Source organism: Kitasatospora sp. NPDC032150 (assembly GCF_055579945.1).
Map to the genome: position 1 here is coordinate 65,211 of NZ_JBVIMH010000004.1, position 25,325 is coordinate 90,535.

The window sequence follows — 25,325 nt, forward strand, 5'->3', positions numbered from 1 at the left end:
GGAGGTATGGCCCTGTTCGTCGGCACCTCGGGCTGGCAGTACGACGACTGGCGCGGCCGCCTCTACCCGAAGGAGACGCCGCGGCGGCTCTGGCTGGAGGAGTACGCCCGGTGGTTCGGCACGGTGGAGAACAACAACGCGTTCTACCGCCTGCCACCGCCCGAGACCTTCGCCGAGTGGCGCTCCCGCGTCCCCGACGACTTCGTGATGGCGGTCAAGGCGAGCCGCTACCTCACCCACATCAAGCGCCTGCACGACCCGCAGGAGCCGGTCCAGCGGCTCTGCACGGCCACCACCGGACTCGGCCCGCGGCTCGGCCCGATCCTGCTCCAGCTCCCGCCCACCCTGCGGGCCGACCCCGCACTCCTCGACACCTGCCTCGGCTGCTTCCCGCCCGGCACCCGGGTGGCGGTCGAGATGCGCCACGAGTCCTGGTGGACGCCCGAGATCCGTCACGTCCTCACCCGGCACGGCGCCGCCCTCTGCTGGGCCGACCGCCGGGCCCGCCCGGTGACCCCGCTGTGGCGCACCGCCGACTGGGGCTACCTGCGCTTCCACGCCGGTCTCGCGCAGCCCTTCCCCAGGTACGGCAAGCAGTGCCTCACCCATTGGCTGGCCCGGCTGACCGAGTCCTGGCCGGACGACTACGACGACGTCTACGTGTACTTCAACAACGACCTCGGCGGTGCGGCCGTCCTCGACGCGACCGTGTTCGCCGCCGCCGCGGCCTCGGCGGGCCGTACGGTCAGCCGTACCCCGGCCACCGTTCCAGCGAGGTACGCATGATCCGCAGCCGGGTGATCGTCTCGGGCCAGGTCCAGGGCGTGTTCTTCCGCGACACCTGCCGCCAGGTCGCGCAGCGGCACGGCGTGGCCGGCTGGGTGCGCAACCTGCCGGACGGCACCGTCGAGGCCGTCTTCGAGGGCCCGCCCGCGGCCGTCGCCGAACTCCTCAGGTGGGCCCGGCACGGCCCCGAGGCGGCGGCCGTCGACGGAGTCCGCCGGCACGAGGAGGCCCCGGAGGGCCTCACCGCCTTCGAGATCCACCCGACCCCCTGGTAGCGGTGCGCGGCTCCCCGCTCCCTCGAGAACCCCCGCCTCAGCGGTGCCCGGCCTTCGCCGGCTCCGCCGCGACGACCAGTCCGGTCAGCGGGATCCGTGCCAGGGTGACGGCCGCCACCGCCACCAGCGCGGCCCCCAGCAGCGCGGGCGCCAACCACCAGCCGCCGCGCACCCGTTCGTCGTACAGCGTCACCCCGAGGGCCAGGCTCACCAGCGCGTCCCCGAGGGTCAGCGCGGGCTGCGAGGCCACCAGCGGCCCGGCCTGCATCGCGTTCTCGAACAGGAACAGCGCCGACACGCCCGCCAGCACGAAGGCGTAGGTCTGCCAGGCCAGGAAGAACGCCGCGACGCCGTCCTGGCCCAGGACGTACATCGCCGACTTCATCAGGGCCGCGGTGAGCGCGTAACCGATCGCCGCCGCCGCACCCAGGCACCCCGCCCTGACCCGGCCCACCGGACGCCGCAGCGCGACCAGCGACAGCAGGGCCACCGCCCCGCCGCAACCGGCCAGCGCGGGCACCCAGCGGACCATCGACGGCGCACGCGGGACCCCGGCGCTCGGTGACAGCGCGACCATCGCCACCGCCAGACCGACCACCACGGACCCCACCGCCATCCAGCCACGCGGCGGCATCCGGCGGTGCAGGACCCGGGAGGCGATGATCAACGCCAGCGGCAGCTCGATCACGAACAGCGGCTGGACCACCGTCATCGCCCCGGTGGCCAGCGCCGAGGCCTGGAACACGGCCGCGGCGATCACCGCCAGGATGCCGCCCAGCCAGACCGGACGCCGCAGCAGGTCCCACATCAGCCCCAGCCGCAACCGGTCCGAGCGCGGCACCGAGAGCGCGGCCACCCGCTGCAGCACCACGGCCACGGCATTGCTCAGGGCGGCGCACAGCGCGAACAGGACGGGCAGCAGCACCTGCATGCTCCCGTTCTGCCCCCACCCGCCGCGTCCCGCAACCCCGGCCGTTCACGCCGCCCCGGGTCAGCCAGGTGCTCCGGCCCGGATCCGGTCCAGATCCAGTGCCAGCCCCTGGAGCCAGACTCCGGTGTCGAACAGCAGCAGGCGCCCGGCCGGTACGTCGTCCGTCCCGTCGTCCGACCGGCCCGCCGGTACCGGCCGCGGGCCGACCCCCGCCAGGCCGCGCGGGTCGGTGCGCAGCCGCTCCTTGTGCACGGCGCACTCTCCCAACGGGGCGAGCCGCTCGGCGAGGGCCAGGTACTCGCCGGCCAGCCGGGCCGCCGCCTCGCGCAGACCCTCGCCGTGCCGCTCACCGACGGACTCCTCCCCGGCCGTCCGGGCACCGAGCAGCCGGTTCGAGCCGCGCACCGCGTGGTGGCCCGCGACGATCGCGGCCTGCCAGTCGACCCCCTCCGTCCGCAGATCGCCCGGTTCGCTCAGGCACTGGGCGTACGAGGCCTCGGCCAGGGTCAGGGTGTGGACCACCCGGGTTTGGGAGAGCCCGGGTTCCGGCCGGTGGCCGGTCACCACCTGGACGGTGTCGGTGACCGTCGAGGCGATGATCCGCAGCACGGTGGCGACATCGCGCCGCAGCTCGCCGCGCACCCCGTGCGGCCAGGCGAACAGCCCGCACAGCAGACCGATGAGACTGCCGGTGAGGACGGCCACGAACCGGCTCTCGGCCAGCTGCCAGCTCGCCGGCGCCAGCTGGGCGAACACCAGGGACACCACCACGGTGAACAGCCCCTGCGCCCAGCCGACTCCCAGCAGCGGCCCGAGCAGGAAGGCCGCCAGCATCACCACGGGCAGGCCGGCGGCGTACGCGTTCCGGTGCTGCCCGATGGCGAGCAGCAGGAACGCCGCGGCCAGCGCACCGACCAGGCTGCCGACGAGCGCCCGGCGCACCGTCGCACCGGTCTGGGCGCTACTGGTACGGGTCAGGGTCAGCGCGGCGAGCAGGGCCCAGAAGCCGTGCGGGATCGCGATCACTCCGGTGACCGCCCGCGCCGCCGCCAGGCCCAGGCTGGTCCGGGTGGCGTTCTGGAAGAAGACGGACCGCCGGCTGAAGTTCGCGGTCAGCCGCAGCCCCCACAGCCGCCAGCCGGGCAGGTGGGCGAACCAGAGCGGACCGGCCGCGAGGTCCGCGGGCAGCTGCCTCCCGCCGGTCGCCACGGTGATCGCACCCAGCAGGGTCCTGGCCGCCTCTCCGGCCTCCGTCAGCGCGGCCTGGCGGAGCATCGCCGCCCGCTGGGCGGCCCGGTCGGCGTGATCCGAGCCGCAGCAGACCCGCTCGCGCCGGAAGTCCCGAAGGGCACCGTCCAGCGCGGACGCGGGCGGTGCCGCGGTCACCGGCCCGGCCGCCCGCAGCGCCTCGGCGGCCTGTCCCACGACCGCACCGATCCCCGCCAGCAACCGCCGCTCGGCCGCCTCCTGCTCCCAACCGGGCTGCGGTGACGGCAGGGCCGACAGCCGGGCCAGCAGCTGCCGTACCGAACCACCGGCGTAGGCCAGCGCCCGGACGTGCCGCGAGGGGCCGGCCGGCCGCTCCGCCGGCGGCACCGTGCCGGGACTCAGCGCTTGGCCCGCCCGGCGCGCCCGCTCCCGCGTGTCCGGCCGCAGTCCCGGCCGGGCGTCCACCCCGCGGGCCAGCTCCTCGGCGCAGCCGGCCGCGACCGCCGTCGCGTCGGCCAGCAGCATCCGGTACCCGACCGGCGGCGGGTCGCGGAACAGCAGCACGTCGGCGGCCACCAGCAGCACCACCCCGAGCGTCACCCCGGCGAGCCGCTGCGACAGGGTCTGCGGTGCGAACGGCGGGAAGCACGGCAGGATGTAGAGCAGATGCAGCCCGGGAGCCGCCCCGGCGGGCCGCGGTCCGGCCGCCGCCGCGAAGGCCAGCACGAAGCTGACCGCCAGGGTGCCCGCGACGGCCGCCCAGGTGCTGACGGCCAGGAGGGTGCCCGCGGTCACCAGTGCCCACCCGACCGGCAGAGCGCGGGCGATCACCGCCGCCCGCTGCCGCCCGGTACCGGGGATCCGGGACAGTGAGCCCATCGCCACCGCGGCGAACAGGGCGTAGGTCGCCGTCACCGGCGTCTCCAGCAGGTACAGGCAGGGGTAGAAACCGGCGCAGGCGGCGAGCGTCACCCGTGCGGCGTTCCGCGCGACGGGAGCCGCCGGGGCACCGGAGAGGACGCCGAGCAGCGACCGCACCGCCCCGCCTCCGGGACTTCGACCAGGGGGTGAGCTCTCCATGGGCCTCTGTGCTCCTGCTGCCCCCGCGCTCCAGCATGGCACCGCCCGGATTCCCCCGCACGGTGCGCCGAAAGGCCCGTGCCAGCCCGGCGCGAACCGCGCGACCCGGGCGTTGCAAGATCACGGAGTGTCCGTCCGGGCCTCCACCCACCGGTATCCCCACGACCCGAGACGAGGACCGAATGTACGTCGTCACCACCGACCGCCTGCGGCTGCGCCCGCTCTCCACGGCCGACACCGACTGGTGGGTGCGGCTGCACGCAGACCCCGAGGTGGGCCGCTTCGTCGGCAGCTACACCCGGGAGCAGGCCGGAACCCGGCTGCGCGGCATCGAGGAGCAGTGGGAGCGGCGCGGTCACGGCCTGTGCGCGATCGAACTGGCGGCGACCGGTGAGACGATCGGCCGGGCTGGCCTGTTCTGGTGGGAGCAGTTCGACGAGACCGAGGCCGGCTGGACCCTCGCCCGCGCCCACTGGGGCCACGGCTACGCGACGGAGGCCGCCCGCGCCGTGCTCGACTGGGGTTTCGAGCGACTCGGCCTGCCCCGGATCACCGCGATGATCCACCATGGCAACCACGGCTCGACCGCAGTGGCCCGCCGCCTCGGGTTCACCCCGCTCCGCGAGGACGAACTCGCCGGCCGCTCCCTCACCGTGCACGTCCTCGACCGCACCGAGTACCGCGCCGGGCGACGCGCCGACCGCCCCTGACGGACAGCCGGCGCGCCCGACCGGGCCTCGGCGCGCTGAGATCGATGCCCTGCTCGTCGAGGACTCGTCCGCGACCGGCCGGCGCAGCGCGGCCGGCTGCCGGGCGGCGCTCCCCACCGCCGAGGCCAAGGCCCGAGGCCTGGCAGCTGATGCTGGGCGGCGGGTTGGGCAACGCGGAGTTCCGCGCGATCCTCGCCGGTTTCGCCGAGCCGGAGCACGCCGATCTGCTCGCCCCGTACGCGACGGCGTACTTCGGTCGGATCGGCGAGGTATGGCGGACCTGGTCGAGCGACATGGCCCAACGCTTCGTCAGTGCCGCACACCCGGCCGCCTCGGACCCGACGCGCGCAATCGCGCTGACCGATGCCTACCTGGAGCGGGAGCGCCCGTCCGGCGGGCTGCTGCGCCTCCTGGTGGAGGCCCGCGACGAGACTGCGCGCGCCCTGCGCGCGCAGCACCGCGACGCGGTCCGGGCTCACGAGCCGGTGCATGACCGCGGGCTTCGTCCCCCGCGTCGTCGCCGAGTGCGGGGACTTCCCGGCCGTCCTGGCCATGGTGGCCGCTCGGCTCCGAGTGCGGTCTTCACGACTTCCTCGAACCGGGTTGCGGCCACCGTGGCATCGCACACGGGTAAGACCTTGACCGAGATGAAGGACCACCGGGCCGCCGAACGGCACTACCGCGCGGCGCTGGAGGGCCGCGTCCAGGGGACGTACCAGCGGGTTCGTGGTCTGACACTCGCGAACCTCGCCAAGTCTGTGGCCGCCCAGCACCGCCACGAGAAGGCTGTGATCCTCTGGGATCAGTGCCTGGACCTCATGGACGGCGTGGCGTCCGACCGGAACAGGAAGGAGCTGAAGACGGTGCGCTCGACTATGGCCGTCTACAGCAGGCGAGGGATCCCTGGCGCATCCGAACTCGCGCAGAGAGCTGGCGAACTCGTGTCCCTGTGACGCCAGGTGAGTCGGCCGCTTCCCGGTGCTCGTGCCGGCGCGGCTTCGCTCATCATCTCCACGTCGGTGGCGTCGTGGTGAACCAGCAGATCCGCTTCGTCGGCAAGACCATGGTGTTCGCGCTACCGAAGGGCGAGAAGATTCGCTCGGTCCCACTGTCGCCGGGCACGGCCACGGCGCTCCGCGCTCACCTGGAGCGGTTCGGGACGACGCCCGTCACGCTGCCCTGGCACACTCCGGACGGCAAGCCGAAGACCCTTCGTCTGCTGTTCGTGGACGCCAAGGGGAAGCCGCACAACCGAAGTGTCTTCAACCAGGGCATCTGGAAGCGGGCGCTGGTACACGCCAGCGTGATTCCCCCGCGCACGAGCGGCTCCCAGTACTTCGAGGCGGCGCCGGAGGACGGGATGCACGCCCTCCGCCACGCCTACGCCTCGGCGCATCTCGAAGGTGGTACCAGCATCAAGGCCCTCGCCGTCTACCTCGGCCACTCCGACCCCGGCTTCACGCTCCGGACGTGCACTCACCTCATGCCCAGCAGTGAGGGCCGCAGCCGATCGGCCGCCGACGACTTCCTGTACGGCACGGCCAAGCGGGGCGAGGCCTGGGGCACTTCCGAAGCGATGTGCCCCCAATGTGCCCTGGCGGTCTGACGGCTGCTTCCTGAAGGCCCGCCAGATGGGCTCCGGCGGGCTCCCCGTAGGCGACGAACCCGCAGGTCAGGGCCAGACCAGGCAGTACAGCTGGTGCCCCGCCTCGTGCAGCCGGTTGGCGAAGTCCTGCCACTCGTGCAGCATCGTGTAGATCACGAACGCGTCGCGCGGGCCCCGCCGGTCGGGAACGGTGGACCAGATGAAGGCGGCGGCGCCGAGCTCGGTCTCGTCGGCCGTCCGCAGCGGTTCGACCACGTTGTGCGGGAGCTGGACCACGGCGTAGTCGGGGTGGAGCACGACCAGTTCGAGCGGCGGGACCCGGTGGAGCGGGACGCCCTTGATGCCGGTGAGCACCATGGCGCTCATGGTCTCCGGCTTGATCTTGGTGGAGAGGTGGCCGTTGGGGGAGCCGCTGGTCTCCATCAGGTCGCCGAGGCGGCCGAGGGAGCCGAGCTCCCCGGCGTCGAGGCCGAGACCGCCCGGGCCGAGCGCGGTCGGGACCCTGGCGGCGGTGGCTCGGTCGGGTGCCCCGAAGTACTTGTAGGTGACCCCCACTCTGCCCTCGCCCCGCCTTTCCCTGCCCGCACCCGTTCCCCCGCCCGCGGCCCCGGTGGACCGGCGGGATGCACCCGCGGCCTCATCGAAACCGTCCTGCGTCTCGGACACTCGGACCATCCTCACCGGAATTCGCCGGAATCGACAGACCCCCGCACGCTCGGCGTCCTCCGAACGTGCCCCTTACCCGTCCTGCGTCGCCGTACACGCGTCAGCTGCCCCGCGCGCACCTGCGCTGCCCGCACCCGCCGCGGCCGTCGTCCGCGACAGTGTCCCGCGCCCCGTGCCGCCTGCACGGCGCGGTGGTAGTACGGATAACCGCACAAACCCTACAAACCCTACAGACCGTACAGGCTGTTCGGCCCATCCGGACGGGATCTCCCGTCAGATCGGCGTCCCGAGCGGGACGCCGTCCCTTCCCGCCCGCCGAGGGGAAGGAGGGGCCGTCCGCCGGAGCGGTCGCAGTACACGGATCATCGTTCCAGATGATCGGGCCCGACATGCGGAGGTAAAGGACACGATTTGAGACCATGTCCGGGTGACCAACCCGATGAGCTACCCGTACGAGGCCCCTCAGTCCCAGTCGCTGTTCGACCGCGCCTCGGTCGTGACCCCCGGCGGCGTCAACTCCCCGGTGCGCGCCTTCCGCGCCGTCGGCGGCACCCCGCGCTTCATGGTGTCCGGCACCGGCCCCTACCTGACCGACGCCGACGGCCGCGAGTACGTCGACCTGGTGTGCTCCTGGGGGCCGATGATCCTGGGGCACGCGCACCCGGCGGTGATCGACGCCGTCCAGCGGGCGGTGTCCCGCGGCACCTCCTTCGGCACGCCCGGCCAGGGCGAGGTCGAGCTGGCCGAGGAGATCGTGGCCCGGGTGGCCCCGGTCGAGCAGGTCCGGCTGGTGTCGAGCGGCACCGAGGCGACCATGTCGGCGATCCGGCTGGCCCGCGGCTTCACCGGCCGCGCCAAGGTGATCAAGTTCGCCGGCTGCTACCACGGTCACGTGGACGCGCTGCTGGCCGCCGCCGGTTCCGGCGTCGCGACCTTCGGTCTGCCGGACACCCCGGGTGTCACCGGCGCCCAGGCGGGCGACACCATCGTCCTGCCCTACAACGACCTGGACGCGGTCCGGGCGGCCTTCGCCGCGCACCCGGGTGAGATCGCCTGTCTGATCACCGAGGCGTCCCCGGGCAACATGGGCGTGGTCCCGCCGCTGCCCGGCTTCAACAAGGGGCTGGCCGAGCTCTGCCGGGCGGCCGGCGCGCTGTTCATCTCGGACGAGGTGATGACCGGCTTCCGCGTCTCCAAGGCGGGCTGGTACGGCCTGGAGGCGGCCCACGAGGGCTGGGCCCCCGACCTGCTCACCTTCGGCAAGGTGATGGGCGGCGGCTTCCCGGCGGCGGCCTTCGGCGGCCGCGCCGACGTGATGGCCCAGCTGGCCCCGGCCGGCCCGGTCTACCAGGCCGGCACCCTCTCCGGCAACCCGGTCGCCACCGCGGCCGGCCTCGCCCAGCTGCGCGGCTGCACCGACGAGGTGTACGCCACCGTCGACCGGGTGGCCGCCGAGGTCTCCGGGCTGGTGACGGAGGCGCTGGCCAAGGAGGGCGTGGTCCACCGCCTGCAGAAGGCCGGGAACATGTTCTCGGTGTTCTTCACCGACGAGCAGGTCACCAACTACGACGAGGCCAGGCGCCAGCAGGCGTACCGGTTCAACGGCTTCTTCCACTCGATGCTCAGCCAGGGCGTCTACCTGCCGCCGTCGGCGTTCGAGTCCTGGTTCGTCTCGGCCGCGCACGACGAGCGGGCGATCGAGCGGATCGCCGCCGCCCTGCCCGCCGCCGCCCGTGCGGCGGCCCAGGCCCAGCCCACGGAGGGAAGCAAGTGAGCAAGGAGACCACCGTCGTCCACCTGATGCGGCACGGCGAGGTGCACAACCCGGAGGGCATCCTGTACGGGCGCCTCCCCGGCTACCACCTCTCGGAGCTGGGCCGGCAGATGGCCGACCGGGTCGCCGACCACCTGGCCGACCGCGACATCACCCACGTGGTGGCCTCGCCGCTGACCCGCGCGCAGGAGACCGCCGAGCCGATCGGCAAGGTGCACGGCCTGGAGGTGGCCGTGGACGAGCGGCTGATCGAGGCGGAGAACGTCTTCGAGGGCAAGACCTTCGGAGTGGGCGACGGCTCGCTGCGCAACCCCGCGTACTGGAAGTACCTGACCAACCCGTTCAAGCCGTCCTGGGGCGAGCCGTACCTGGAGCAGGTGGTCCGGATGATGGGCGCGCTCGCCGCGGCCCGGGACGCCGCGCGCGGGCGCGAGGCGGTCTGCGTCAGCCACCAGCTGCCGATCTGGATCGTCCGCTCGTTCGCCGAGCGCCGCCGGCTCTGGCACGACCCGCGCCGCCGGCAGTGCTCGCTGGCCTCGCTCACCAGCTTCACCTACGAGGGCGACCGGATCGTCTCGATCGGCTACCGGGAGCCGGCCCGCGACCTGCTGCCGGCCCACCTGGTCGGCAAGGGCGGCAAGGGCAAGCCGGTGGGCAAGAGCTTCGGCGCCTGAGGGCCGGCCCGCTGTTCGGAAGATCCAATCGGACATTGCCCGAAATAAGCGGATCATAAGTGCAGGAACAGCAGGTCAGAGGGGGTCCGGCAGGCAAGGTCGGACCCCCCTGAAACCACCTGAAGTCCCATGCGAAACTTTTCACATGTCTGGGACGCCCCGCCGCCGTATCCGCCTCGCCGCCGCCCTCGGCGCCGTCGCCGCACTCGCCCTCACCGGCTGCAGCTCTGGCACGTCCAGCAGCGGAGGACAGACCGGTTTCGTCACCGGCAAGGGCGGTCTGGACACCGCCCCGGTCGCCGACCGGGGGACGGCCCCGGCGATCTCGGGCAAGACCCTGGACGGCGGCGACGCGTCGCTCGCCGACTTCAAAGGCAAGGTCGTGGTCCTCAACATCTGGGGCTCCTGGTGCGGCCCCTGCCGGGCCGAGGCCGCAGGCCTCCAGGCGGTCTCGCAGAAGTACAAGGACAAGGGCGTCCAGTTCCTGGGCATCAACACCCGTGACACCGACCCGTCCCTCGCGGTGCGCTTCGAGCAGAACTTCGGCGTGACGTACCCGAGCATCTACGACCCCGAGGGCACCCAGATCCTGAAGTTCCCCAAGGGCAGCCTGAACCCGCAGTCGATCCCGACCACGATCGTCGTGGACCGCGAGGGCCGGCTCGCCGCCCGGTCGCTGCACGCGATCTCCTCGGACGACCTGGAGTCGCTGCTGCAGCCGGTCGTCGACGAGAAGTCCCAGTGAGCGCGGCCCTCCTCACCCAGGTGCCGCAGGTACCGCTCGCGCTGGGGGAGACCAACGCGACGGTTGCCGGCGGGGCCATCCTGCTCGCCGTCCCGATCGCGCTCGCCGCCGGGCTGGTGTCCTTCTTCTCGCCCTGCGTGCTGCCGCTGGTCCCGGGCTACCTCTCCTACGTCACCGGCTTCTCCGCCGCCGACCTGGCGGACGCCAGGGGCTCGCGGCGCGGCCGGATGCTGCTCGGCTCGCTGCTGTTCGTGCTCGGGTTCAGCGCGGTGTTCGTCTCCGGGGGTGCGCTCTTCGGCTTCTTCGGCCGCACCCTGCTCGACCACCGGCACACCATCAACACCGTGATGGGCGTGGTGACCATCGTGATGGGCCTGGCCTTCATGGGCCTGCTGCCCGGCTTCTCGATGCGCGAACTGCGCTCGCATCGCCGCCCCGCCGTCGGACTGGTGGGCGCACCTCTGCTCGGCATCGTCTTCGGGGTCGGTTGGACGCCCTGCATCGGTCCGACCATGGCCTCGATCCAGACGCTGTCGCTCAGCCAGGCCGATGCCGGGCGCGGTGCGCTGCTGATGTCCATGTACTGCCTCGGCCTCGGCGTACCGTTCATCGTGGCCGCGCTCGCCTTCCGCAAGGCGCTCGGCGCCTTCGGCTGGATCAAAAAGCACTACCGGTGGGTGATGCGGATCGGCGGCGGCATGCTCGTCACGGTCGGCCTGCTGCTGGTCACCGGCGCCTGGGACGCGCTGGTGAACCAGCTCCAGTACGCCACCCAGAACTTCTCGATCGGAATCTGACCCGTGAGCGACACCCGAACCCGCGCACCCAAGGGCCCCGAGGACGTCACCGAAGCGGAGGCCGAGCGGCTCAGCAGCGCGCCCGCCGAGACGGACTCGCCGACCGGCATAGGAGTGCTCGGCTGGTTCCGCTGGATGTGGCGTCAGCTGACCTCGATGCGGGTCGCGCTGATCCTGCTGTTCCTGCTCTCGCTGGCCGCCATCCCCGGCTCGCTGATCCCGCAGACCAGCCAGAACTCCTTCAAGGTCGAGACCTGGAAGGCCGCGCACAAGTCGCTCACGCCGATCTACGAGAAGCTCCAGCTGTTCGACGTCTACAGCTCGGTCTGGTTCTCGGCGATCTACATCCTGCTGTTCGTCTCGCTGGCGGGCTGCATCATCCCGCGTACCTGGCAGTTCGTCGGAGTGCTGCGCGCCAAGCCGCCGGCCGCGCCGCGCAACCTCACCCGGATGCCGGTCTACGCGGCCTGGCACACCGACGCCGACCCCGGGGCGGTCAACCGGGCCGCGTACCAGCGCCTGCGGAAGCGCGGCTTCCGGGCGCATCTGGACGGAGGAGCGGTCGCCGCCGAGAAGGGCTATCTGCGCGAGGTCGGCAACCTGCTCTTCCACTTCTCGCTGTTCGCGCTGCTCGCCGGCTTCGCCTGGGCCAGCCTGGCCAGCGGCCAGGGCGGCAAGCTGGTGATCGTGGGCCAGGGCTACTCCAACACCACCACCCAGCTGGACGACTTCACCGGTTCGGCCTTCTACACCAGCGACGACCTGGACCCCTTCGGGTTCAAGCTGGACGGCTTCACCGCCGAGTACCAGACCAGCGGCGACCAGATGGGCACCCCGCGCGAGTACGCCGCGCACATCCGGTACTGGACCGGCTCCGACGACACCAAGCTGACCAAGGCAGACGTCCAGGTCAACCACCCGCTGGAGATCGGCGGCAGCAAGGTCTTCCTGATCGGTCACGGCTACGCCCCGGTGGTCACGGTCAAGAACGCCAAGGGCGAGACCGTGTACGCGGGCCCGACCGCCTTCCTCCCGCAGGACGGCAACCTCACCTCCACCGGTGTCATCAAGGTCAACGACTACGGTGAGAAGGACGGCAAGAAGACCCAGCTCGGTTTCCAGGGCTACTTCCTGCCGACCGCGCCGGTGAACTTCGAGCAGACCGGGCCGGTCTCGCTCTTCCCGGCCGCCGCCGAGCCGATGCTGGTGCTCACCGCGTACGCGGGCGACCTGGGCACCGACTCCGGCCTGCCGCAGAACGTGTACCAGCTGAACACCCAGCACCTGACCCAGCTGAAGCAGGACGGCGACATCGCCAGGGCCCGGCTGAAGCCCGGTCAGGGCTGGAACCTCCCGGACGGCTACGGCACCGTCACCTTCGACGGCGTCCAGGAGTGGGCCAGCTTCACCGTCTCCCACCGGCCGGGCAACGCGATCGCCCTGACCGGTGCGGTCTGCGCGATCCTCGGTCTGATCGGCTCGCTGTTCGTGCAGCGTCGCCGGATCTGGGTCCGGGCGGTCACCACCCCCGACGGCCGCACCCTGGTCGAGGCCGCCGGACTGGCCAGGAGCGAGTCCGCCAAGATCGCGGAGGAGCTCGCCGAACTCGCCGTCGACCTCCAGGACGACGCCCCGGCGACCGAGTCCGGGGCCGAGCCCGAGTCGGCGACCGAGTCCGGGGCCGAGCCCGCCGTGAAGCCCGAAGCGCGGGCCGAGGACGCGTCCGACGCCGAGGAAGCCCCCACCTCCGAGTCCACCCCCGCCTCGGACGAAGCAGCCGTGTCGGACGAACCGTCAGGCCCCACATCCCCCGCCGACCCGAGCTCCAAGGAGTAGACGGTGCATCTCGCCTCGGGAGTCGACCTCCAGCTGGCCGACCTCTCCAACAAGTTGATCTACTCGGCGATGGCCGTGTACCTGATCGCGATGTTCGCCCACATGTTCGAGTGGACGTTCGGCAGCAAGGGTGCGGTCGCCGTCCGCTCGGTCGAGCAGGCCAGTTTGGCCGAGACCTTGGCGGCCGCGAACGAGCCCGCCAAGGCGGCCAAGCGGGTCACCGTCACGGTCGCCTCGGCGAACGGCGGGACCACCACCCTGACCCGCACCGCACTGGCCGACGCCGGCGCCACCGTGGTGACCAGCGGCCGTGGCGAGGCCGATGCGGTCGACGGCCCGGGCGCCGCCGGCACCAGCGAGAAGGGCGACCTGGCCGGTCGGATGGCGGTCTCGCTGACCGTCCTGGGTGCCCTGCTGCACGCCGGTGCCGTGGTCAGCCGCGGCCTCTCGGTGATGCGCTGGCCGTGGGGCAACATGTACGAGTTCTCCTGCGCCTTCGGCCTCACCATGGTGCTCGCCTACCTCGGCCTGCTGGTCGCCAGGAAGAAGGCCCGCTGGCTCGGCCTGCCGGTGATGCTGTCCGTGCTGCTCACCCTCGGCCTCGCGGTGAGCGTGCTGTACACCGACTCCGAGCAGCTCGTCCCGGCGCTGCACTCCTACTGGCTGGCCATCCACGTCTCCACCGCGATCATCTGCGGCGGCTTCCTGTACGCGGCTTTCGTCTCCACCCTGCTCTACCTGGGCAAGGACCGCTACGACCAGCGCGCCGCCCAGGGCCTGACCACCGGCCCGCTGGGCACCCCGGCCTCGGTCTGGCAGCGGCTGCCCGCCGCCTCCTCGCTGGACAAGCTCTCGTACCGGATCAACGCGATGGTCTTCCCGCTGTGGACCTTCACCATCATCGCGGGCGCGATCTGGGCCGAGGCGGCCTGGGGCAAGTACTGGGAGTGGGACCCGAAGGAGACCTGGTCGTTCATCACCTGGGTGGCCTACGCCGCGTACCTGCACGCCCGGGCCACGGTCGGATGGAAGGGCCGGAAGGCGGCCTATCTGGCCCTGTTGGCCTTCAGCTTCTATCTGTTCAACTTCTACGGCGTCAACATCTTCATCACCGGCAAGCACTCCTACGCCGGTGTCGGCTGACCGTCCGTCCCACGCGCCCTGCCGCTCGCTCGGCGGCAGGGAGGTTCGTACCGCTACTTTCCTTTCCCAGCCGTTCTTACCCGTCCCAAGGCCGCGAGGAGGGCCGCACGATGGAGTGCGATGAGGTCATGCTGACCGTCCGAATCACCGCTACGGAGAGAGCCTTGCTCCGCCGGCTCGCGCAGGGCCACCGCAGCGACGTCTCCGAGGTCGTCGCCGACGGGCTGCTGGACGTCCTGCCGATCCTGCACTGCGCCGCCGACGCCTGCCGCCTGCTCGGCGCACTCACCCAGCCGGCCCCCTGTGCCCAGACCGTCTGGCTCCCCGCCCCGCTGGCCGACCTGCTCGTGCTGGCCGCCGGCCGGGTCGCCCAGTCCACCGGTGTCCGGCTCGACTCCGCCAGCGCCATGCTCGGTGCCGCCGTCCGCCTCTGGCTCTCCCAGGACCCGCAGCGCCTGGCCACCAACCTCGCCGTCATGCACGCCGGGCGCCCGGCGGCATTGGCCGCCGCCTGAACGCACCCGGCCGAGCCCCGGGCCGGACGACGACAGCGCCCGCCCTGCGGCCGCACTCCGAGGAGTACGGCCGCAGGGCGGGCGCTCGTCACAGGCGGCCCGCAGGACCGTCAGGCGGCCTGCTGCCAGCTGACCGGGGAGAAGTACGCCGGGCGGCGCTCCAGGCGCTGCCAGTTGGCGATCGGCTCGACCACGGCGGTCTGGACGGCGGCGGCCTGGGCGGCGGCCGCACGGGCCATCAGGACGGCGGTGAGGGCGGCCAGTTCCTCGTCGGTGAGGGAGCCGCGGACGATGCGTACGAGGGGTTCGGCAGAAGCGCTCATGGTTGTGGTTTCTCCCCCGGATCAAGAAGTCTGGTGTGGGACCGACGGGCCTGGGCGGCCCGTTACATCGGCGGGTTGCCGTGCTTGCGGCTGGGCAGGTCGGCGTGCTTCGTGCGGAGCATGGCGAGGGCGGAGGCCAGCACGGTGCGGGTCTCGGCGGGGTCGATGACGTCGTCCACGAGGCCGCGCTCGGCCGCGTAGTACGGGTGCATCAGCTCGTCCTTGTACTCCTTGATCTTCTGTGCGCGCATCGCCTCGGGGTCCTCCGCCCCGTTGATGTCCCGACGGAAGATCACGTTCGCCGCGCCCTCGGCACCCATCACCGCGATCTCGTTGGTCGGCCAGGCGTAGGACAGGTCCGCGCCGATCGAGCGGGAGTCCATCACGATGTAGGCGCCGCCGTACGCCTTGCGCAGGATCAGCGAGATCCGCGGCACGGTGGCGTTGCAGTACGCGTAGAGCAGCTTGGCGCCGTGCCGGATGATGCCGCCGTGCTCCTGGTCCACACCGGGCAGGAAGCCCGGCACGTCCAGCAGGGTGACCAGCGGGATGTTGAACGCGTCGCACATCTGCACGAAGCGCGCGGCCTTCTCGCTGGAGTTGATGTCGAGCACGCCGGCCAGCGACTGCGGCTGGTTGGCGATGATCCCGGTGACGTGGCCGTCGATCCGCGCCAGCACGCACAGCACGTTGGTCGCCCACCGCTCGTGGACCTCCAGGTACTCGCCGTGGTCGACGATCTCCTCGATGACCTTGCGCATGTCGTACGGGCGGTTGCCGTCCACCGGCACCAGGTCGAGCAGTGCCTCGCAGCGGCGCTCGACCGGGTCGTCGTTCACCGCGGCCGGCGGCATCTCCCGGTTGTTCTGCGGCAGCAGCGACAGCAGGTAGCGCACCTCCTCGATGCACGACTGCTCGTCGTCGTACGCGAAGTGCGACACGCCGGAGACGCCCGAGTGGACGTCGGCGCCGCCGAGCCCGTTCTGGCTGATCTTCTCGCCGGTCACCGCCTGGACCACGTCCGGGCCGGTGATGAACATCTGCGAGGTCTCGCGGACCATGAACACGAAGTCCGTCAGCGCCGGCGAGTACGCCGCACCGCCCGCGCACGGGCCGAGCATCACCGAGATCTGCGGGATGACACCGGAGGCCTTGGTGTTGCGCTGGAAGATGCCGCCGTAGCCGGCCAGCGCGGTGACGCCCTCCTGGATCCGGGCGCCGGCGCCGTCGTTCAGCGAGACCAGCGGCGCACCGGCCGCGATGGCCATGTCCATGATCTTGTGGATCTTCTGCGCGTGGGCCTCGCCCAGCGCGCCGCCGAAGATCCGGAAGTCATGGGCGTAGGTGAAGACCGTCCGGCCGTGCACGGTGCCCCAGCCGGTGATCACACCGTCGGTGTGCGGCTTCTTCGCCTCCAGGCCGAACCCGGTGGCCCGGTGCCGGCGCAGCGGCTCGACCTCGCGGAACGAGCCCTCGTCCAGCAGCAGATCGATCCGCTCGCGCGCCGTCAGCTTGCCCTTGGCGTGCTGCGCCTCGGTGGCCTTCTCGCTCGGGCCCCGGCGGACCTTCTCCCGGAGGTCGTGCAGCTCGGCCACCCGCCCGCGCGCATCGGCCGGGATCTCGGGGATCTCGTCGCCGACCGGCGCCTCGTGCAGAACCGTCATCTCGAACCACTCCAAGTGTGAGGGAACTGTCCGACAGCCGGCCTGCGGTGGCGGCGGCTGCTGCTGCGAACACTTCTTCACCTACGACACTACGAGGGTTCGGGCCCGGGTTTCGGCGTCGATTCCGTACAAGGTCGGGCCCGAGAACATGTGAAAGCCGTACAGAAAGCATGAACGGCGTACCGCTCACCCACAGCTCGGGGCCGGCTACCGGGGGAAGTGGCGGATGGTCGGTGTGATACGCCGATTCCGCAGGTCAGAGCGGCAGGTCGGGCGCGTGACGGAGGTTCGGACGGTTGTCCGGCGAGGCGGCCCGGGCAGCGGGGGCGGTGCCCGGGAACGCCCTGGCGACGTCAGCGGATGGTAGGGATGCACCAAAGCGGTGCCCCACGCCCGAGTGCCAGGCCCGGAGGTCCGAACGGGTGGTTCCCATGGGCCGTCCGCGTGTCGGCACGCCCTGCTCACGGCCCTTGGCCGACCCCTCGCGGGGCGGGATCACCGGGGCCGGGACTGGTCAGGCGGGGCCGCCGTCCTCCGGATGGCCCTTGCGCCGCAGCTCCTCCTCGCGGCGGCGCAGGTCGGCCTCCCACCGCCTGAGCACGTCCTCGTGCCGTAGGTCGTCTTTGTGGGGAGTCTCCTTGTCGAGGGAGGCCAGGAACTCGGGGTCGTCGTCCGGTGCCACCGGGCGGGTCCGCCCGGCACCGTCCGGGCCGCTCGCCGTCCGGGCCGTCGCCCGGCCGCGCCCCCTGCCCGCCGCCAGCCAGGCGACCGAGCCGACCAGCGGGAAGAGCAGCACGATGATCACCCAGGCCACCTTCGGCAGGTGGCGGACCTCCTCCTCGGGAGTGGTCAGGCAGTCGATGAAGGCCCAGATCCACAGCGCGAGCACGAGCAGGGGCGGCAGAATCCTCAGCACAGCGGCGATCTCCCCCGGGTGATGACAGGTGGGCCCCTCTTTGCGGGCCCAGGCTAGTCGGTGTCGGATACTGACACGTATGGCATACGACGATCTCCGTTCGTTTCTCCGGGCGCTGGAGCGAGAGGGCGACCTCAAGCGCATCAAGGTCGAGGTCGACCCCTATCTGGAGATCGGAGAGATCGTCGACCGCGTGCAGAAGGCCAAGGGCCCGGCACTGCTCTTCGAGAACGTCAAGGGCTCCTCGATGCCGCTGGCGATGAACGTCTTCGGCACCGAGCGCCGGCTGGCCAAGGCGCTCGGCCTGAAGTCGCCCGACGACATCTCGGAGAAGATCGCCGGACTGCTGAGGCCCGAGCTCCCGCAGGGCTTCACCGGCTTCCGGGACGCCTTCGGCAAGCTCGCCTCGATGGCCCACGTGCCGCCGCGCAACGTCAAGGACGCCCCGGTCCAGGAGACCGTGCTCACCGGCGACGACGTCGACCTGGACCGGCTGCCCGCGCTGTTCACCTGGCCGATGGACGGCGGCTCCTTCTTCAACCTGGGCCTGACCCACACCAAGGACCCGGACACCGGCATCCGCAACCTCGGCCTGTACCGCCTGCAGCGGCACGACAAGCGGACCATCGGCATGCACTGGCAGATCCACAAGGACAGCCGCAACCACGCTGCCGTCGCCGCCGGGCGGGGCGAGAAGCTCCCGGTCGCGATCGCCTTCGGCTGCCCGCCCGCCGTCACCTACGCGGCGACCGCCCCGCTGCCCGGCGACATCGACGAGTACCTGTTCGCGGGCTTCGTGGCCGGCGAGCGGGTGCGGATGGTGGACTGCAAGACCGTCCCGCTCCAGGTCCCGGCCGACGCCGAGGTGGTCCTGGAGGGCTGGCTGGAGCCCGGCGAGATGCTGCCGGAGGGCCCGTTCGGCGACCACACCGGCTTCTACACGCCGCAGGAGCCGTTCCCGGCGCTGAAGATCGACTGCGTCACGATGCGCCGCCGGCCACTGCTGCAGTCGATCGTGGTCGGCCGCCCGCCGACCGAGGACGGGCCGCTCGGCAAGTTCACCGAGCGCTTCTTCCTGCCGCTGCTGAAGGTGATCATTCCGGACATCGTCGACTACGACCTGCCCGAGGCCGGCGGCTTCCACAACTGCGTGATCGTCTCGATCGACAAGAAGTACCCCAAGCACGCCCAGAAGGTCATGCACGCCATCTGGGGCGCCCACATGATGTCGCTGACCAAGCTGATCATCGTGGTGGACTCCGACTGCGACGTGCACGACTACCACGAGGTCGCCTGGCGCGCCTTCGGCAACGTCGACTACAGCCGCGACCTCACCGTGGTCGAGGGGCCGGTCGACCATCTGGACCACGCCTCCTACCAGCAGTTCTGGGGCGGCAAGGCGGGCATCGACGCCACCCGCAAGCTCCCCGAGGAGGGCTACACGCGCGACGGCGGCTGGCCCGAGATGGTCAGCTCGGACCCGGCCACCGCCGAACGAGTGACCCGACGCTGGAAGGAGTATGGACTGTGATGAAGCCTGTCGCGATGGTGCCGGAAGGGCCCGGGGTCTGTCCTCGCGCTCGCGGGGTCGATCCGGAGTGCGGACTGTGACCACGGCCGCCGTTCCGCAGAGCAAGACCCGGGCCTTCCTCAGGCTGGTGATGATCGAGCACTCGGTCTTCGCCCTGCCCTTCGCGTACATCGCCGCGCTCACCGCGATGTTCCTGGACGACGGCCGGATGCACTGGGCCGAGCTGGTGCTGGTGACCATCTGCATGGTCGGCCTGCGCACCTTCGCGATGGCCGCCAACCGGATCATCGACCGGGAGATCGACGCCCGCAACCCCCGCACCTCGGGCCGCGAGCTGGTCACCGGCGCGGTCTCGGTGCGCACCGCGTACACCGGCTCGGCGGTCGCCCTGCTGGTATTCCTGGGCGCCGCCGCCGCGCTCAACACGCTCTGCCTGGTGCTCGCGCCGATCGCCGTCATCCCGATGGTGGTCTATCCGTACGGTAAGCGGTTCACCGACTTCCCGCAGGCGATCCTCGGCCTCGCCCAGGCCATGGGCCCGGTCGGCGCCTGGCTGGCCGTCACCGGTACCTGGTCCTGGGACGCGGTCGTGCTCGGCCTCGCCGTCGGCATCTGGATCGGCGGTTTCGACCTGATCTACGCCTGCCAGGACGTCGACTCCGACCGCGCCGACGGGGTCCGCTCGGTGCCCGCCCGCTTCGGCGTCGCCGCCGCGGTGTGGGGCGCCCGGGTCTGCCACCTGGTCACCACCGGTCTGCTGGTCTGGTTCGCCCTCCGCACCCATGCCGGCCCGGCCATGTGGGCCGGCCTGGCGGTGGTGGCAGGCGCCTTCGTGTACGAGCACACCATCGTCAGGCCCGGCGACCTCTCCCGGCTCAACCGGGCCTTCTTCAGCACCAACGGCTTCGTCGGCATCTCGCTCTTCGCGTTCGCGCTGCTCGACCTGGTCATCCGGGGCCTGGGCGTCTGACTCCGCTCCGGCCGCACCTGTCGCAGGCAGTGCCTATGCTGCCGAGCAGAGGGGCAGGTGCGGTCGGCGAGGAGGAACGATGATCGGCAAGTTGCAGTGCGTGGTGCTCGACTGCCACTACCCGGCCGGGCTGGCGCACTTCTACGGCACCCTGCTGGGCGGCGAGATCGACCGCCCCGACCCGAGGTGGTCGCTGGACGCGGAGTGGTCGACCGTGCACCTGCCCGACGGGATGGTGCTGGGCTTCCAGCACGTGGAGGACTACCGCCCGCCGATGTGGCCGGACCCGGCCCACCCGCAGCAGCTCCACCTGGACATCGAGGTGGAGGACCTGGCCGCGGCCGAGGAGCGGGTACTGGCCCTCGGCGCGGAACTCAAGGACGTCGAGACGGGCTGGCGGGTCTACCTGGACCCGGCCGGGCACCCCTTCTGCCTCCTCCAGCGCGCCGCCTCCTAGCTAGGCCGGCACCGCTGCGGGCCCTTCGGGGCCCGCACCAGCGCGATGGCGTCCCCGACCCGGAGGCGTCCCGGGCGGGTGACTTCGGCCAGTGCGTCGAGGCGGGTGTCGTGGGCCCGGGCGCGTGCCCCCGGGATCTCGGGGACGCGCGGCAGACCCGGCTGCGCCGTGCCGGCCATCACGCAGCGCTCGCTGGAGCGGACGAAGGCCGGCCGGGGCCCGCCCTTCACCCGTCCCTCCCGGCCGAACCACTCGTCCTCGACGAACGGCGCGGGCCCCCGGCGGGTGCGCAGCAGGACGTCGGGGCGGAGCCGCCGCTCGTCCACGACCACGGGGAGCACGGCCCGGAGACCGAGTCGGGGCGGGTGGATCAGCCCAGCCGGGCGACCGCGCGGATCGGAGCACCGTCGGCGGCGACCAGGCGGAGCGGGAACAGCGAGAGCTCGACCGGGCGGCCCGCCGCCTGCGCGTCGAGCAGCGGGGTCAAGTCGGTGAGGTTCTCGGCGATCACCGCTCCGCCGGGGGAGCCGAGCAGGATCCGGTGCGCGGCCAGCGTGGCGGGCCCGGCGGCGGGGTCGTGCTCGTCGGAGAGGTCGGCGAGCAGCGCGGCGACGGTGGGGTCGCCCGGGCCCGGGTCGGGGGTGGGGTCGATGCTCAGGGCGTCCACGCCGACGGTGCGGACGCCTGCCGCGACGATCGCCTCCGCCGCTTCGGGCGTGAGCCAGGGGTGGGCGAGGTAGCTGTCGGTGCCCCAGTGCCTCGGCCAGCCGGTGACGAGCAGCAGGATCGTCCCCGGGGCGGCCAACTCCAGTGCCGGTGCGAGCAGTCGGGGTGTCACGCCGGTGCGCGGAGCGAGCCCGCGAAGGTCGGCGAGCACGGCCGGCCCGGTGAACAGCTCCAGCGGCAGCCCGTCCAGGGTGGGCCAGGTGACGTCCACGTGGTACGGGGCGTCCACATGCGTGCCCGACTGCGAACCCAGGTGCAGGCCAAGCACGTTGACCCCGGAGGTGGCCGTGGTGAGCGCGGGCCGCAGCTCGACCTCCGGATCCCCGGGGTAGACGGGCATGCCCGTGGTGACCGGATGCGTGAGGTCGATCAACGTCGGCGCCATGCACCCATCTTCGCGCAGCCGGGCAAGGCCCGGGCGGCGCGGGGCTTCCCGGGTTCCCGGGGCCGCCCCTCCGTCCCGAGGGAGCGGGGCTATGGTGCGGAGTCATGGAGCAGCAGAGCGCACGTCAGCCGTGGGTGGTCGGAGTCTCGGGCGCGTCGGGGACGCCGTACGCGGCCTCGGTGATCCGGGCGTTGCTGGCGGCGGGCGAGGCGGTGGACCTGGTGGTGAGCCGGGCGGCCCGGCTGACCATCCTGGACGAGACCGGGGTGTCCTTCCGCGACGCGCACTGGCAGGAGGACCTGGCGGCGTGGACCGGCGTCGAGGACCTCAGCGACGTCCGCTACTGGTCGGCGGGCGACTTCGCGGCCGGCCCGTCCAGCGGCTCCTACCCGGCGAAGGGGATGTTGGTGGTGCCGGCGACCACCGGTGCGGTGGCCGGGATCGCGCTCGGGCTGAGCAAGGACCTGCTGCAGCGGGCCGCCGCGGTGACCCTGAAGGAGCGCCGCCCGCTGGTCGTCTGCGTCCGCGAGACGCCACTCGATGGGGTGACGCTGAAGCACCTGGTGGAGCTGGACGCCCAGGGCGCCGTGGTGCTCCCCGCCTCGCCGGGCTTCTACGCGGGTGGTTCGACCGCCCGTGAGTTGGTGGACTTCGTGGCGGGCCGGGTGCTGGACGCGGTCGGGGTGCGGCACGGGCTGTACCGGCGCTGGGAGGGCGAGCTCGGTTCCGGCGGCAAGACGGCTTGATCCGGGGGCCTTCCGGCCTCAGCGGCAAGGGCGGGTAAAGCCGCGCAGCCCGGGAGAGTATGTTCTTTGCGATATCCGGGTTGATCCGCGCATGGCGCCTTTGATTCCGGATAATGATCTGTGGGTCTGTAGCGGTTCGGAAGGACGCGGGCGGATATATGGACACGGTTGACAGACAGCTCATCCAGGCGCTGAGGGAGAACGGCCGGGCTTCGTACGCCGAGCTGGGACGCCTGGTGGGCCTGTCGGGCCCGAGCGTGACGGACCGCATCAACCGGCTGGAGCAGGCCGGTGTGATCACCGGCTACCGGGCGACGGTCAACCCGGCATCGCTGGGTTTCGGGGTCACCGCGCTGATCGGCCTTCAACTCACCGACGCGGCGGACCACGAGGACGTCGCGCACCGGCTGAAGGACCTCGCCGAGGTCGAGGACTGTTGGTTCATCGCGGGTGACGACTCGTACATGCTCAAGGTCCGGGTGCCGGACGTGGAGGGCCTGGAGTCGGTGGTCAAGCGGCTCTCCAGCACGAAAGGCGTAGCCCGTACCAGGACCACGGTTGTACTCTCCACCAAGTGGGAGAACCGGGTGAGCGAACTCCCGCTGGACGCCTTGGACTAGGGACGGGGAGGGGCCCATGGCACTGGTCGGCCTGGAGGAGCTGCGCGCCGCGCAGCAGCGGATCGCCGCGGTGGCGGTACGGACTCCGTTGATCCCGTGCCCATGGGCCGCCGACGGTGCCCGCACCCTCTGGCTCAAGCCGGAGAACCTGCAGCCCACCGGGGCGTTCAAGATCCGTGGCGCCTACAACCGGCTGGCCGCGCTGAGCGACGCCGAGCGGGCCCGCGGCGTGGTCGCCCAGTCGAGTGGGAACCACGCCCAGGCGGTGGCCTACGCGGCGCGGCTGCTCGGCCTCAAGGCCGTGATCGTGATGCCGGACACCTCGCCCGCGGTGAAGGTCGAGAACACCCGGTCGTTCGGCGCCGAGGTGATCCTGGTCGCCCCGGGCGAGCGGGACACCTTCGCCGGTGAGCTGGCGGACGAGCACGGCTACGTCTGGGTGCCGCCGTACGACGATCCCCACATCATCGCCGGTCAGGGCACGGTCGGCCTGGAGATCGCGGAGGACGCCCCGGACCAGCTGGACACCGTGCTGGTCCCGGTCAGCGGCGGCGGCCTGATCTCCGGTACGGCGGCTGCGATCAAGCTGACCTGCCCGGGAGTCAGGGTGATCGGCGTCGAGCCGGAGCTGGCGGCGGACGCTCAGGCGAGCCTGCGAAGCGGTCAGCTGACGGCCTGGCCGGTGGCCGACACCTACCGGACGATCGCGGACGGGCTGCGCACGCCCTCGGTCGGCGAGCTGCCGTACCTACACCTCCAGGCGTACGTGGACGACATCGTGACGGTCTCCGAGCAGGAGATCCGCGACACGGTGGCCCTGCTGGCGCGCCGGGGCAGGCTGGTCGCCGAGCCCTCGGGCGCGGTGGCGGCGGCCGGGTACTTCCACCGGGCCGATGAGCTGGCCGGCCGGGTGTTCGCGGCGGTGGTGAGCGGCGGCAACGTCGAACCCAAGCTCCTGGCCGAGCTGCTCCAGGCGTAGTCTCGTTCCGGTAAACAGACCGTGTGTTGCGGTCAGCCGGATCGAGGAGGCGGGTCACCGCATGGACGCAGGGCTCAAGCGCGAGCTGGAGGCGAAGGTCTACGCGGGTGAGCGGCTGACCCGCGAGGACGGCATCGCGCTCTACGAGAGCGACGATCTGGCCTGGCTCGGCGGTCTCGCCCACCACGTGCGGATGGAGAAGAACGGCGACGTCGTCCACTTCAACGTCAACCGCCACCTCAACATGACGAACGTGTGCTCCGCCTCCTGCGCGTACTGCTCGTTCCAGCGCAAGCCGGGCGAGAAGGACGCGTACACCATGCGGATCGAGGAGGCCGTCCGCCTGGCCAAGGCCATGGAGGTGGACTCCCTCACCGAGCTGCACATCGTCAACGGCCTGCACCCGACGCTGCCCTGGCGGTACTACCCCCGCAGCCTGCGCGAGCTGAAGGCGGCGCTGCCGAACGTCTCGCTGAAGGCGTTCACCGCCACCGAGATCCACTGGTTCGAGAAGATCAGCGGTCTGTCGGCGGCTGAGATCCTGGACGAACTGATCGACGCCGGCCTGGAGTCGCTGACCGGCGGCGGCGCCGAGATCTTCGACTGGGAGGTCCGTCAGCACATCGTCGACCACGACACCCACTGGGAGGACTGGTCGCGGATCCACCGCCTGGCGCACTCCAAGGGCCTGAAGACCCCGTGCACCATGCTGTACGGGCACATCGAGGAGCCGCGCCACCGGGTCGACCACGTGCTGCGGCTGCGTGAGCTGCAGGACGAGACCGGCGGCTTCCAGGTCTTCATCCCGCTGCGCTACCAGCACGACTTCCACGACTCCAAGGACGGCGTGGTCCGCAACCGGCTGATGGAGCGGACCGAGATGGCCACCGGCGCCGAGGCGCTGAAGACCTTCGCGGTCTCCCGGCTGCTGTTCGACAACGTCCCGCACGTCAAGGTCTTCTGGGTGATGCACGGCATCGCCACCGCCCAGCTGGCGCTCAGCCACGGCGCGGACGACATGGACGGCTCGGTGGTCGAGTACAAGATCACCCACGATGCGGACAACTTCGGCACCCCGAACAAGCTCGGCCGCGAGGACCTGCTCGGCCTGATCCGGGACGCCGGTTTCCGCCCCGTCGAGCGCAACACCCGCTACGAGGTCATCCGCGAGTACGACGGCCCTGACCTGCAGCGTCGGGAGACGCCGCAGGCGATGCGACTCTGATCACAGCGCCGCGCACCCCCCAACCGTCCCGGGGGG

General features: G+C 71.8%; 27 protein-coding genes. 19 read left to right on the forward strand and 8 right to left on the reverse strand.

Annotated elements, in window-relative coordinates:
- Window positions 1-6 precede the first annotated feature (6 nt).
- Complete coding sequence (locus ACZ5ON_RS06500; protein WP_465586270.1) at window positions 7-786, forward strand: DUF72 domain-containing protein; 780 nt, start codon at window positions 7-9, stop codon at window positions 784-786.
- Window positions 783-1,061: an acylphosphatase gene (locus tag ACZ5ON_RS06505; RefSeq protein WP_465586272.1), complete on the forward strand. Its 279-nt coding sequence runs from the start codon at window positions 783-785 to the stop codon at window positions 1,059-1,061. Before ACZ5ON_RS06500 ends, ACZ5ON_RS06505 begins: the two co-directional genes overlap by 4 nt.
- A 37-nt stretch (window positions 1,062-1,098) precedes the next feature.
- Here ACZ5ON_RS06505 and ACZ5ON_RS06510 read toward each other — a convergent pair whose 3' ends face one another.
- Together ACZ5ON_RS06510 and ACZ5ON_RS06515 are read right to left on the reverse strand one after the other, a co-directional pair.
- On the reverse strand, window positions 1,099-1,992 hold the full coding sequence (locus tag ACZ5ON_RS06510; RefSeq protein WP_465586274.1) for a DMT family transporter: 894 nt from the start codon (window positions 1,990-1,992) through the stop codon (window positions 1,099-1,101).
- A 60-nt stretch (window positions 1,993-2,052) separates the two neighbouring features.
- Window positions 2,053-4,281 (reverse strand): FUSC family protein, encoded by a 2,229-nt coding sequence (locus ACZ5ON_RS06515; RefSeq protein WP_465586276.1) that lies wholly within the window; start codon window positions 4,279-4,281, stop codon window positions 2,053-2,055.
- 182 nt (window positions 4,282-4,463) lie between these two features.
- Here ACZ5ON_RS06515 and ACZ5ON_RS06520 point away from each other — a divergent pair, with 182 nt between their 5' ends.
- The 3 genes from ACZ5ON_RS06520 (at window position 4,464) to ACZ5ON_RS06530 (ending at window position 6,597) form a co-directional block, all read left to right on the forward strand.
- Window positions 4,464-4,991, forward strand: coding sequence for a GNAT family N-acetyltransferase (locus tag ACZ5ON_RS06520; protein WP_465586278.1), 528 nt, complete (start codon window positions 4,464-4,466; stop codon window positions 4,989-4,991).
- Between the two features lie 164 nt (window positions 4,992-5,155).
- On the forward strand, window positions 5,156-5,944 hold the full coding sequence (locus tag ACZ5ON_RS06525) for a tetratricopeptide repeat protein (RefSeq protein ID WP_465586280.1): 789 nt from the start codon (window positions 5,156-5,158) through the stop codon (window positions 5,942-5,944).
- Between the two features lie 74 nt (window positions 5,945-6,018).
- Complete coding sequence (locus ACZ5ON_RS06530; protein WP_465586282.1) at window positions 6,019-6,597, forward strand: tyrosine-type recombinase/integrase; 579 nt, start codon at window positions 6,019-6,021, stop codon at window positions 6,595-6,597.
- Between the two features lie 66 nt (window positions 6,598-6,663).
- Here ACZ5ON_RS06530 and ACZ5ON_RS06535 read toward each other — a convergent pair whose 3' ends face one another.
- On the reverse strand, window positions 6,664-7,272 hold the full coding sequence (locus ACZ5ON_RS06535; RefSeq protein WP_465586284.1) for a hypothetical protein: 609 nt from the start codon (window positions 7,270-7,272) through the stop codon (window positions 6,664-6,666).
- A gap of 430 nt (window positions 7,273-7,702) precedes the next feature.
- Here ACZ5ON_RS06535 and hemL point away from each other — a divergent pair, with 430 nt between their 5' ends.
- The 7 genes from hemL (at window position 7,703) to ACZ5ON_RS06570 (ending at window position 14,747) form a co-directional block, all read left to right on the forward strand.
- A complete protein-coding gene (hemL, locus tag ACZ5ON_RS06540) occupies window positions 7,703-9,037 on the forward strand; it encodes a glutamate-1-semialdehyde 2,1-aminomutase (RefSeq protein ID WP_465587127.1) in 1,335 nt (444 codons plus the stop codon).
- Window positions 9,038-9,063: 26 nt separating this feature from the next.
- Window positions 9,064-9,711: a histidine phosphatase family protein gene (locus tag ACZ5ON_RS06545; protein ID WP_465587129.1), complete on the forward strand. Its 648-nt coding sequence runs from the start codon at window positions 9,064-9,066 to the stop codon at window positions 9,709-9,711.
- 145 nt (window positions 9,712-9,856) lie between these two features.
- Window positions 9,857-10,456 (forward strand): TlpA family protein disulfide reductase, encoded by a 600-nt coding sequence (locus ACZ5ON_RS06550; protein WP_465586286.1) that lies wholly within the window; start codon window positions 9,857-9,859, stop codon window positions 10,454-10,456.
- A complete protein-coding gene (locus tag ACZ5ON_RS06555) occupies window positions 10,453-11,253 on the forward strand; it encodes a cytochrome c biogenesis CcdA family protein (RefSeq protein WP_465586288.1) in 801 nt (266 codons plus the stop codon). Before ACZ5ON_RS06550 ends, ACZ5ON_RS06555 begins: the two co-directional genes overlap by 4 nt.
- A 3-nt stretch (window positions 11,254-11,256) precedes the next feature.
- Window positions 11,257-13,089, forward strand: coding sequence for a cytochrome c biogenesis protein ResB (resB, locus tag ACZ5ON_RS06560; RefSeq protein ID WP_465586290.1), 1,833 nt, complete (start codon window positions 11,257-11,259; stop codon window positions 13,087-13,089).
- A gap of 3 nt (window positions 13,090-13,092) precedes the next feature.
- The gene (gene ccsB, locus ACZ5ON_RS06565; protein ID WP_465586292.1) at window positions 13,093-14,232 is read left to right on the forward strand and encodes a c-type cytochrome biogenesis protein CcsB; all 1,140 of its coding nucleotides are present in this window, start codon (window positions 13,093-13,095) and stop codon (window positions 14,230-14,232) included.
- Window positions 14,233-14,396: 164 nt separating this feature from the next.
- A complete protein-coding gene (locus tag ACZ5ON_RS06570; protein ID WP_465586294.1) occupies window positions 14,397-14,747 on the forward strand; it encodes a hypothetical protein in 351 nt (116 codons plus the stop codon).
- 110 nt (window positions 14,748-14,857) lie between these two features.
- Here the strand turns inward: ACZ5ON_RS06570 and ACZ5ON_RS06575 are convergent, their stop codons facing one another.
- The 3 genes from ACZ5ON_RS06575 to ACZ5ON_RS06585 all read right to left on the reverse strand — a co-directional run bounded on the left by ACZ5ON_RS06575 (window position 14,858) and on the right by ACZ5ON_RS06585 (window position 17,650).
- Window positions 14,858-15,070 (reverse strand): acyl-CoA carboxylase subunit epsilon, encoded by a 213-nt coding sequence (locus ACZ5ON_RS06575; RefSeq protein WP_344634895.1) that lies wholly within the window; start codon window positions 15,068-15,070, stop codon window positions 14,858-14,860.
- A 62-nt stretch (window positions 15,071-15,132) separates the two neighbouring features.
- Window positions 15,133-16,734 carry an acyl-CoA carboxylase subunit beta gene (locus ACZ5ON_RS06580; RefSeq protein WP_465586297.1) on the reverse strand — a complete coding sequence of 534 codons (1,602 nt, stop codon included), beginning with the start codon at window positions 16,732-16,734 and terminating at the stop codon, window positions 15,133-15,135.
- 514 nt (window positions 16,735-17,248) lie between these two features.
- Complete coding sequence (locus tag ACZ5ON_RS06585) at window positions 17,249-17,650, reverse strand: PLD nuclease N-terminal domain-containing protein (protein WP_465586299.1); 402 nt, start codon at window positions 17,648-17,650, stop codon at window positions 17,249-17,251.
- Window positions 17,651-17,729: 79 nt separating this feature from the next.
- Here ACZ5ON_RS06585 and ACZ5ON_RS06590 point away from each other — a divergent pair, with 79 nt between their 5' ends.
- From ACZ5ON_RS06590 to ACZ5ON_RS06600, 3 genes are all read left to right on the forward strand, one after another.
- Window positions 17,730-19,181: a menaquinone biosynthesis decarboxylase gene (locus ACZ5ON_RS06590; RefSeq protein WP_465586301.1), complete on the forward strand. Its 1,452-nt coding sequence runs from the start codon at window positions 17,730-17,732 to the stop codon at window positions 19,179-19,181.
- Window positions 19,182-19,248: 67 nt separating this feature from the next.
- Window positions 19,249-20,151 carry a menaquinone biosynthesis prenyltransferase MqnP gene (gene mqnP / locus ACZ5ON_RS06595; RefSeq protein ID WP_465586303.1) on the forward strand — a complete coding sequence of 301 codons (903 nt, stop codon included), beginning with the start codon at window positions 19,249-19,251 and terminating at the stop codon, window positions 20,149-20,151.
- Between the two features lie 79 nt (window positions 20,152-20,230).
- Window positions 20,231-20,608, forward strand: a complete 378-nt coding sequence (locus tag ACZ5ON_RS06600) for a VOC family protein (protein ID WP_465586305.1) — start codon at window positions 20,231-20,233, stop codon at window positions 20,606-20,608.
- Here ACZ5ON_RS06600 and ACZ5ON_RS06605 read toward each other — a convergent pair.
- Window positions 20,605-20,949 carry a hypothetical protein gene (locus ACZ5ON_RS06605; RefSeq protein ID WP_465586307.1) on the reverse strand — a complete coding sequence of 115 codons (345 nt, stop codon included), beginning with the start codon at window positions 20,947-20,949 and terminating at the stop codon, window positions 20,605-20,607. The genes ACZ5ON_RS06600 and ACZ5ON_RS06605 overlap by 4 nt on opposite strands.
- Before the next feature lie 29 nt (window positions 20,950-20,978).
- Window positions 20,979-21,719 carry a cyclase family protein gene (locus ACZ5ON_RS06610; protein WP_465586309.1) on the reverse strand — a complete coding sequence of 247 codons (741 nt, stop codon included), beginning with the start codon at window positions 21,717-21,719 and terminating at the stop codon, window positions 20,979-20,981.
- A gap of 104 nt (window positions 21,720-21,823) precedes the next feature.
- On the opposite strand from ACZ5ON_RS06610, the gene ACZ5ON_RS06615 reads away from it, so the two are divergent.
- The 4 genes from ACZ5ON_RS06615 to mqnE all read left to right on the forward strand — a co-directional run bounded on the left by ACZ5ON_RS06615 (window position 21,824) and on the right by mqnE (window position 25,289).
- Window positions 21,824-22,465, forward strand: coding sequence for a UbiX family flavin prenyltransferase (locus ACZ5ON_RS06615; RefSeq protein WP_344634888.1), 642 nt, complete (start codon window positions 21,824-21,826; stop codon window positions 22,463-22,465).
- Window positions 22,466-22,623: 158 nt separating this feature from the next.
- Complete coding sequence (locus tag ACZ5ON_RS06620) at window positions 22,624-23,085, forward strand: Lrp/AsnC family transcriptional regulator (protein ID WP_465586311.1); 462 nt, start codon at window positions 22,624-22,626, stop codon at window positions 23,083-23,085.
- A gap of 16 nt (window positions 23,086-23,101) precedes the next feature.
- Window positions 23,102-24,064, forward strand: a complete 963-nt coding sequence (locus ACZ5ON_RS06625) for a threonine ammonia-lyase (protein WP_465586313.1) — start codon at window positions 23,102-23,104, stop codon at window positions 24,062-24,064.
- 61 nt (window positions 24,065-24,125) lie between these two features.
- Window positions 24,126-25,289, forward strand: coding sequence for an aminofutalosine synthase MqnE (gene mqnE, locus ACZ5ON_RS06630; RefSeq protein WP_465586315.1), 1,164 nt, complete (start codon window positions 24,126-24,128; stop codon window positions 25,287-25,289).
- Window positions 25,290-25,325 lie beyond the last annotated feature (36 nt).

What these genes read in the sequence shown, in the direction of transcription:
- ACZ5ON_RS06500 (WP_465586270.1), top strand. Translation starts at nt 7, where the DNA reads ATGGCCCTGTTCGTCGGCACCTCGGGCTGGCAGTACGACGACTGGCGC.
- ACZ5ON_RS06505 (WP_465586272.1), top strand. Translation starts at nt 783, where the DNA reads ATGATCCGCAGCCGGGTGATCGTCTCGGGCCAGGTCCAGGGCGTGTTC.
- ACZ5ON_RS06510 (WP_465586274.1), bottom strand. Translation starts at nt 1,992, where the DNA reads ATGCAGGTGCTGCTGCCCGTCCTGTTCGCGCTGTGCGCCGCCCTGAGC.
- ACZ5ON_RS06515 (WP_465586276.1), bottom strand. Translation starts at nt 4,281, where the DNA reads ATGGAGAGCTCACCCCCTGGTCGAAGTCCCGGAGGCGGGGCGGTGCGG.
- ACZ5ON_RS06520 (WP_465586278.1), top strand. Translation starts at nt 4,464, where the DNA reads ATGTACGTCGTCACCACCGACCGCCTGCGGCTGCGCCCGCTCTCCACG.
- ACZ5ON_RS06535 (WP_465586284.1), bottom strand. Translation starts at nt 7,272, where the DNA reads ATGGTCCGAGTGTCCGAGACGCAGGACGGTTTCGATGAGGCCGCGGGT.
- hemL (WP_465587127.1), top strand. Translation starts at nt 7,703, where the DNA reads ATGAGCTACCCGTACGAGGCCCCTCAGTCCCAGTCGCTGTTCGACCGC.
- ACZ5ON_RS06545 (WP_465587129.1), top strand. Translation starts at nt 9,064, where the DNA reads ATGCGGCACGGCGAGGTGCACAACCCGGAGGGCATCCTGTACGGGCGC.
- ACZ5ON_RS06550 (WP_465586286.1), top strand. Translation starts at nt 9,857, where the DNA reads ATGTCTGGGACGCCCCGCCGCCGTATCCGCCTCGCCGCCGCCCTCGGC.
- ACZ5ON_RS06575 (WP_344634895.1), bottom strand. Translation starts at nt 15,070, where the DNA reads ATGAGCGCTTCTGCCGAACCCCTCGTACGCATCGTCCGCGGCTCCCTC.
- ACZ5ON_RS06580 (WP_465586297.1), bottom strand. Translation starts at nt 16,734, where the DNA reads ATGACGGTTCTGCACGAGGCGCCGGTCGGCGACGAGATCCCCGAGATC.
- ACZ5ON_RS06590 (WP_465586301.1), top strand. Translation starts at nt 17,730, where the DNA reads ATGGCATACGACGATCTCCGTTCGTTTCTCCGGGCGCTGGAGCGAGAG.
- ACZ5ON_RS06600 (WP_465586305.1), top strand. Translation starts at nt 20,231, where the DNA reads ATGATCGGCAAGTTGCAGTGCGTGGTGCTCGACTGCCACTACCCGGCC.
- ACZ5ON_RS06610 (WP_465586309.1), bottom strand. Translation starts at nt 21,719, where the DNA reads ATGGCGCCGACGTTGATCGACCTCACGCATCCGGTCACCACGGGCATG.
- ACZ5ON_RS06615 (WP_344634888.1), top strand. Translation starts at nt 21,824, where the DNA reads ATGGAGCAGCAGAGCGCACGTCAGCCGTGGGTGGTCGGAGTCTCGGGC.
- ACZ5ON_RS06620 (WP_465586311.1), top strand. Translation starts at nt 22,624, where the DNA reads ATGGACACGGTTGACAGACAGCTCATCCAGGCGCTGAGGGAGAACGGC.
- ACZ5ON_RS06625 (WP_465586313.1), top strand. Translation starts at nt 23,102, where the DNA reads ATGGCACTGGTCGGCCTGGAGGAGCTGCGCGCCGCGCAGCAGCGGATC.
- mqnE (WP_465586315.1), top strand. Translation starts at nt 24,126, where the DNA reads ATGGACGCAGGGCTCAAGCGCGAGCTGGAGGCGAAGGTCTACGCGGGT.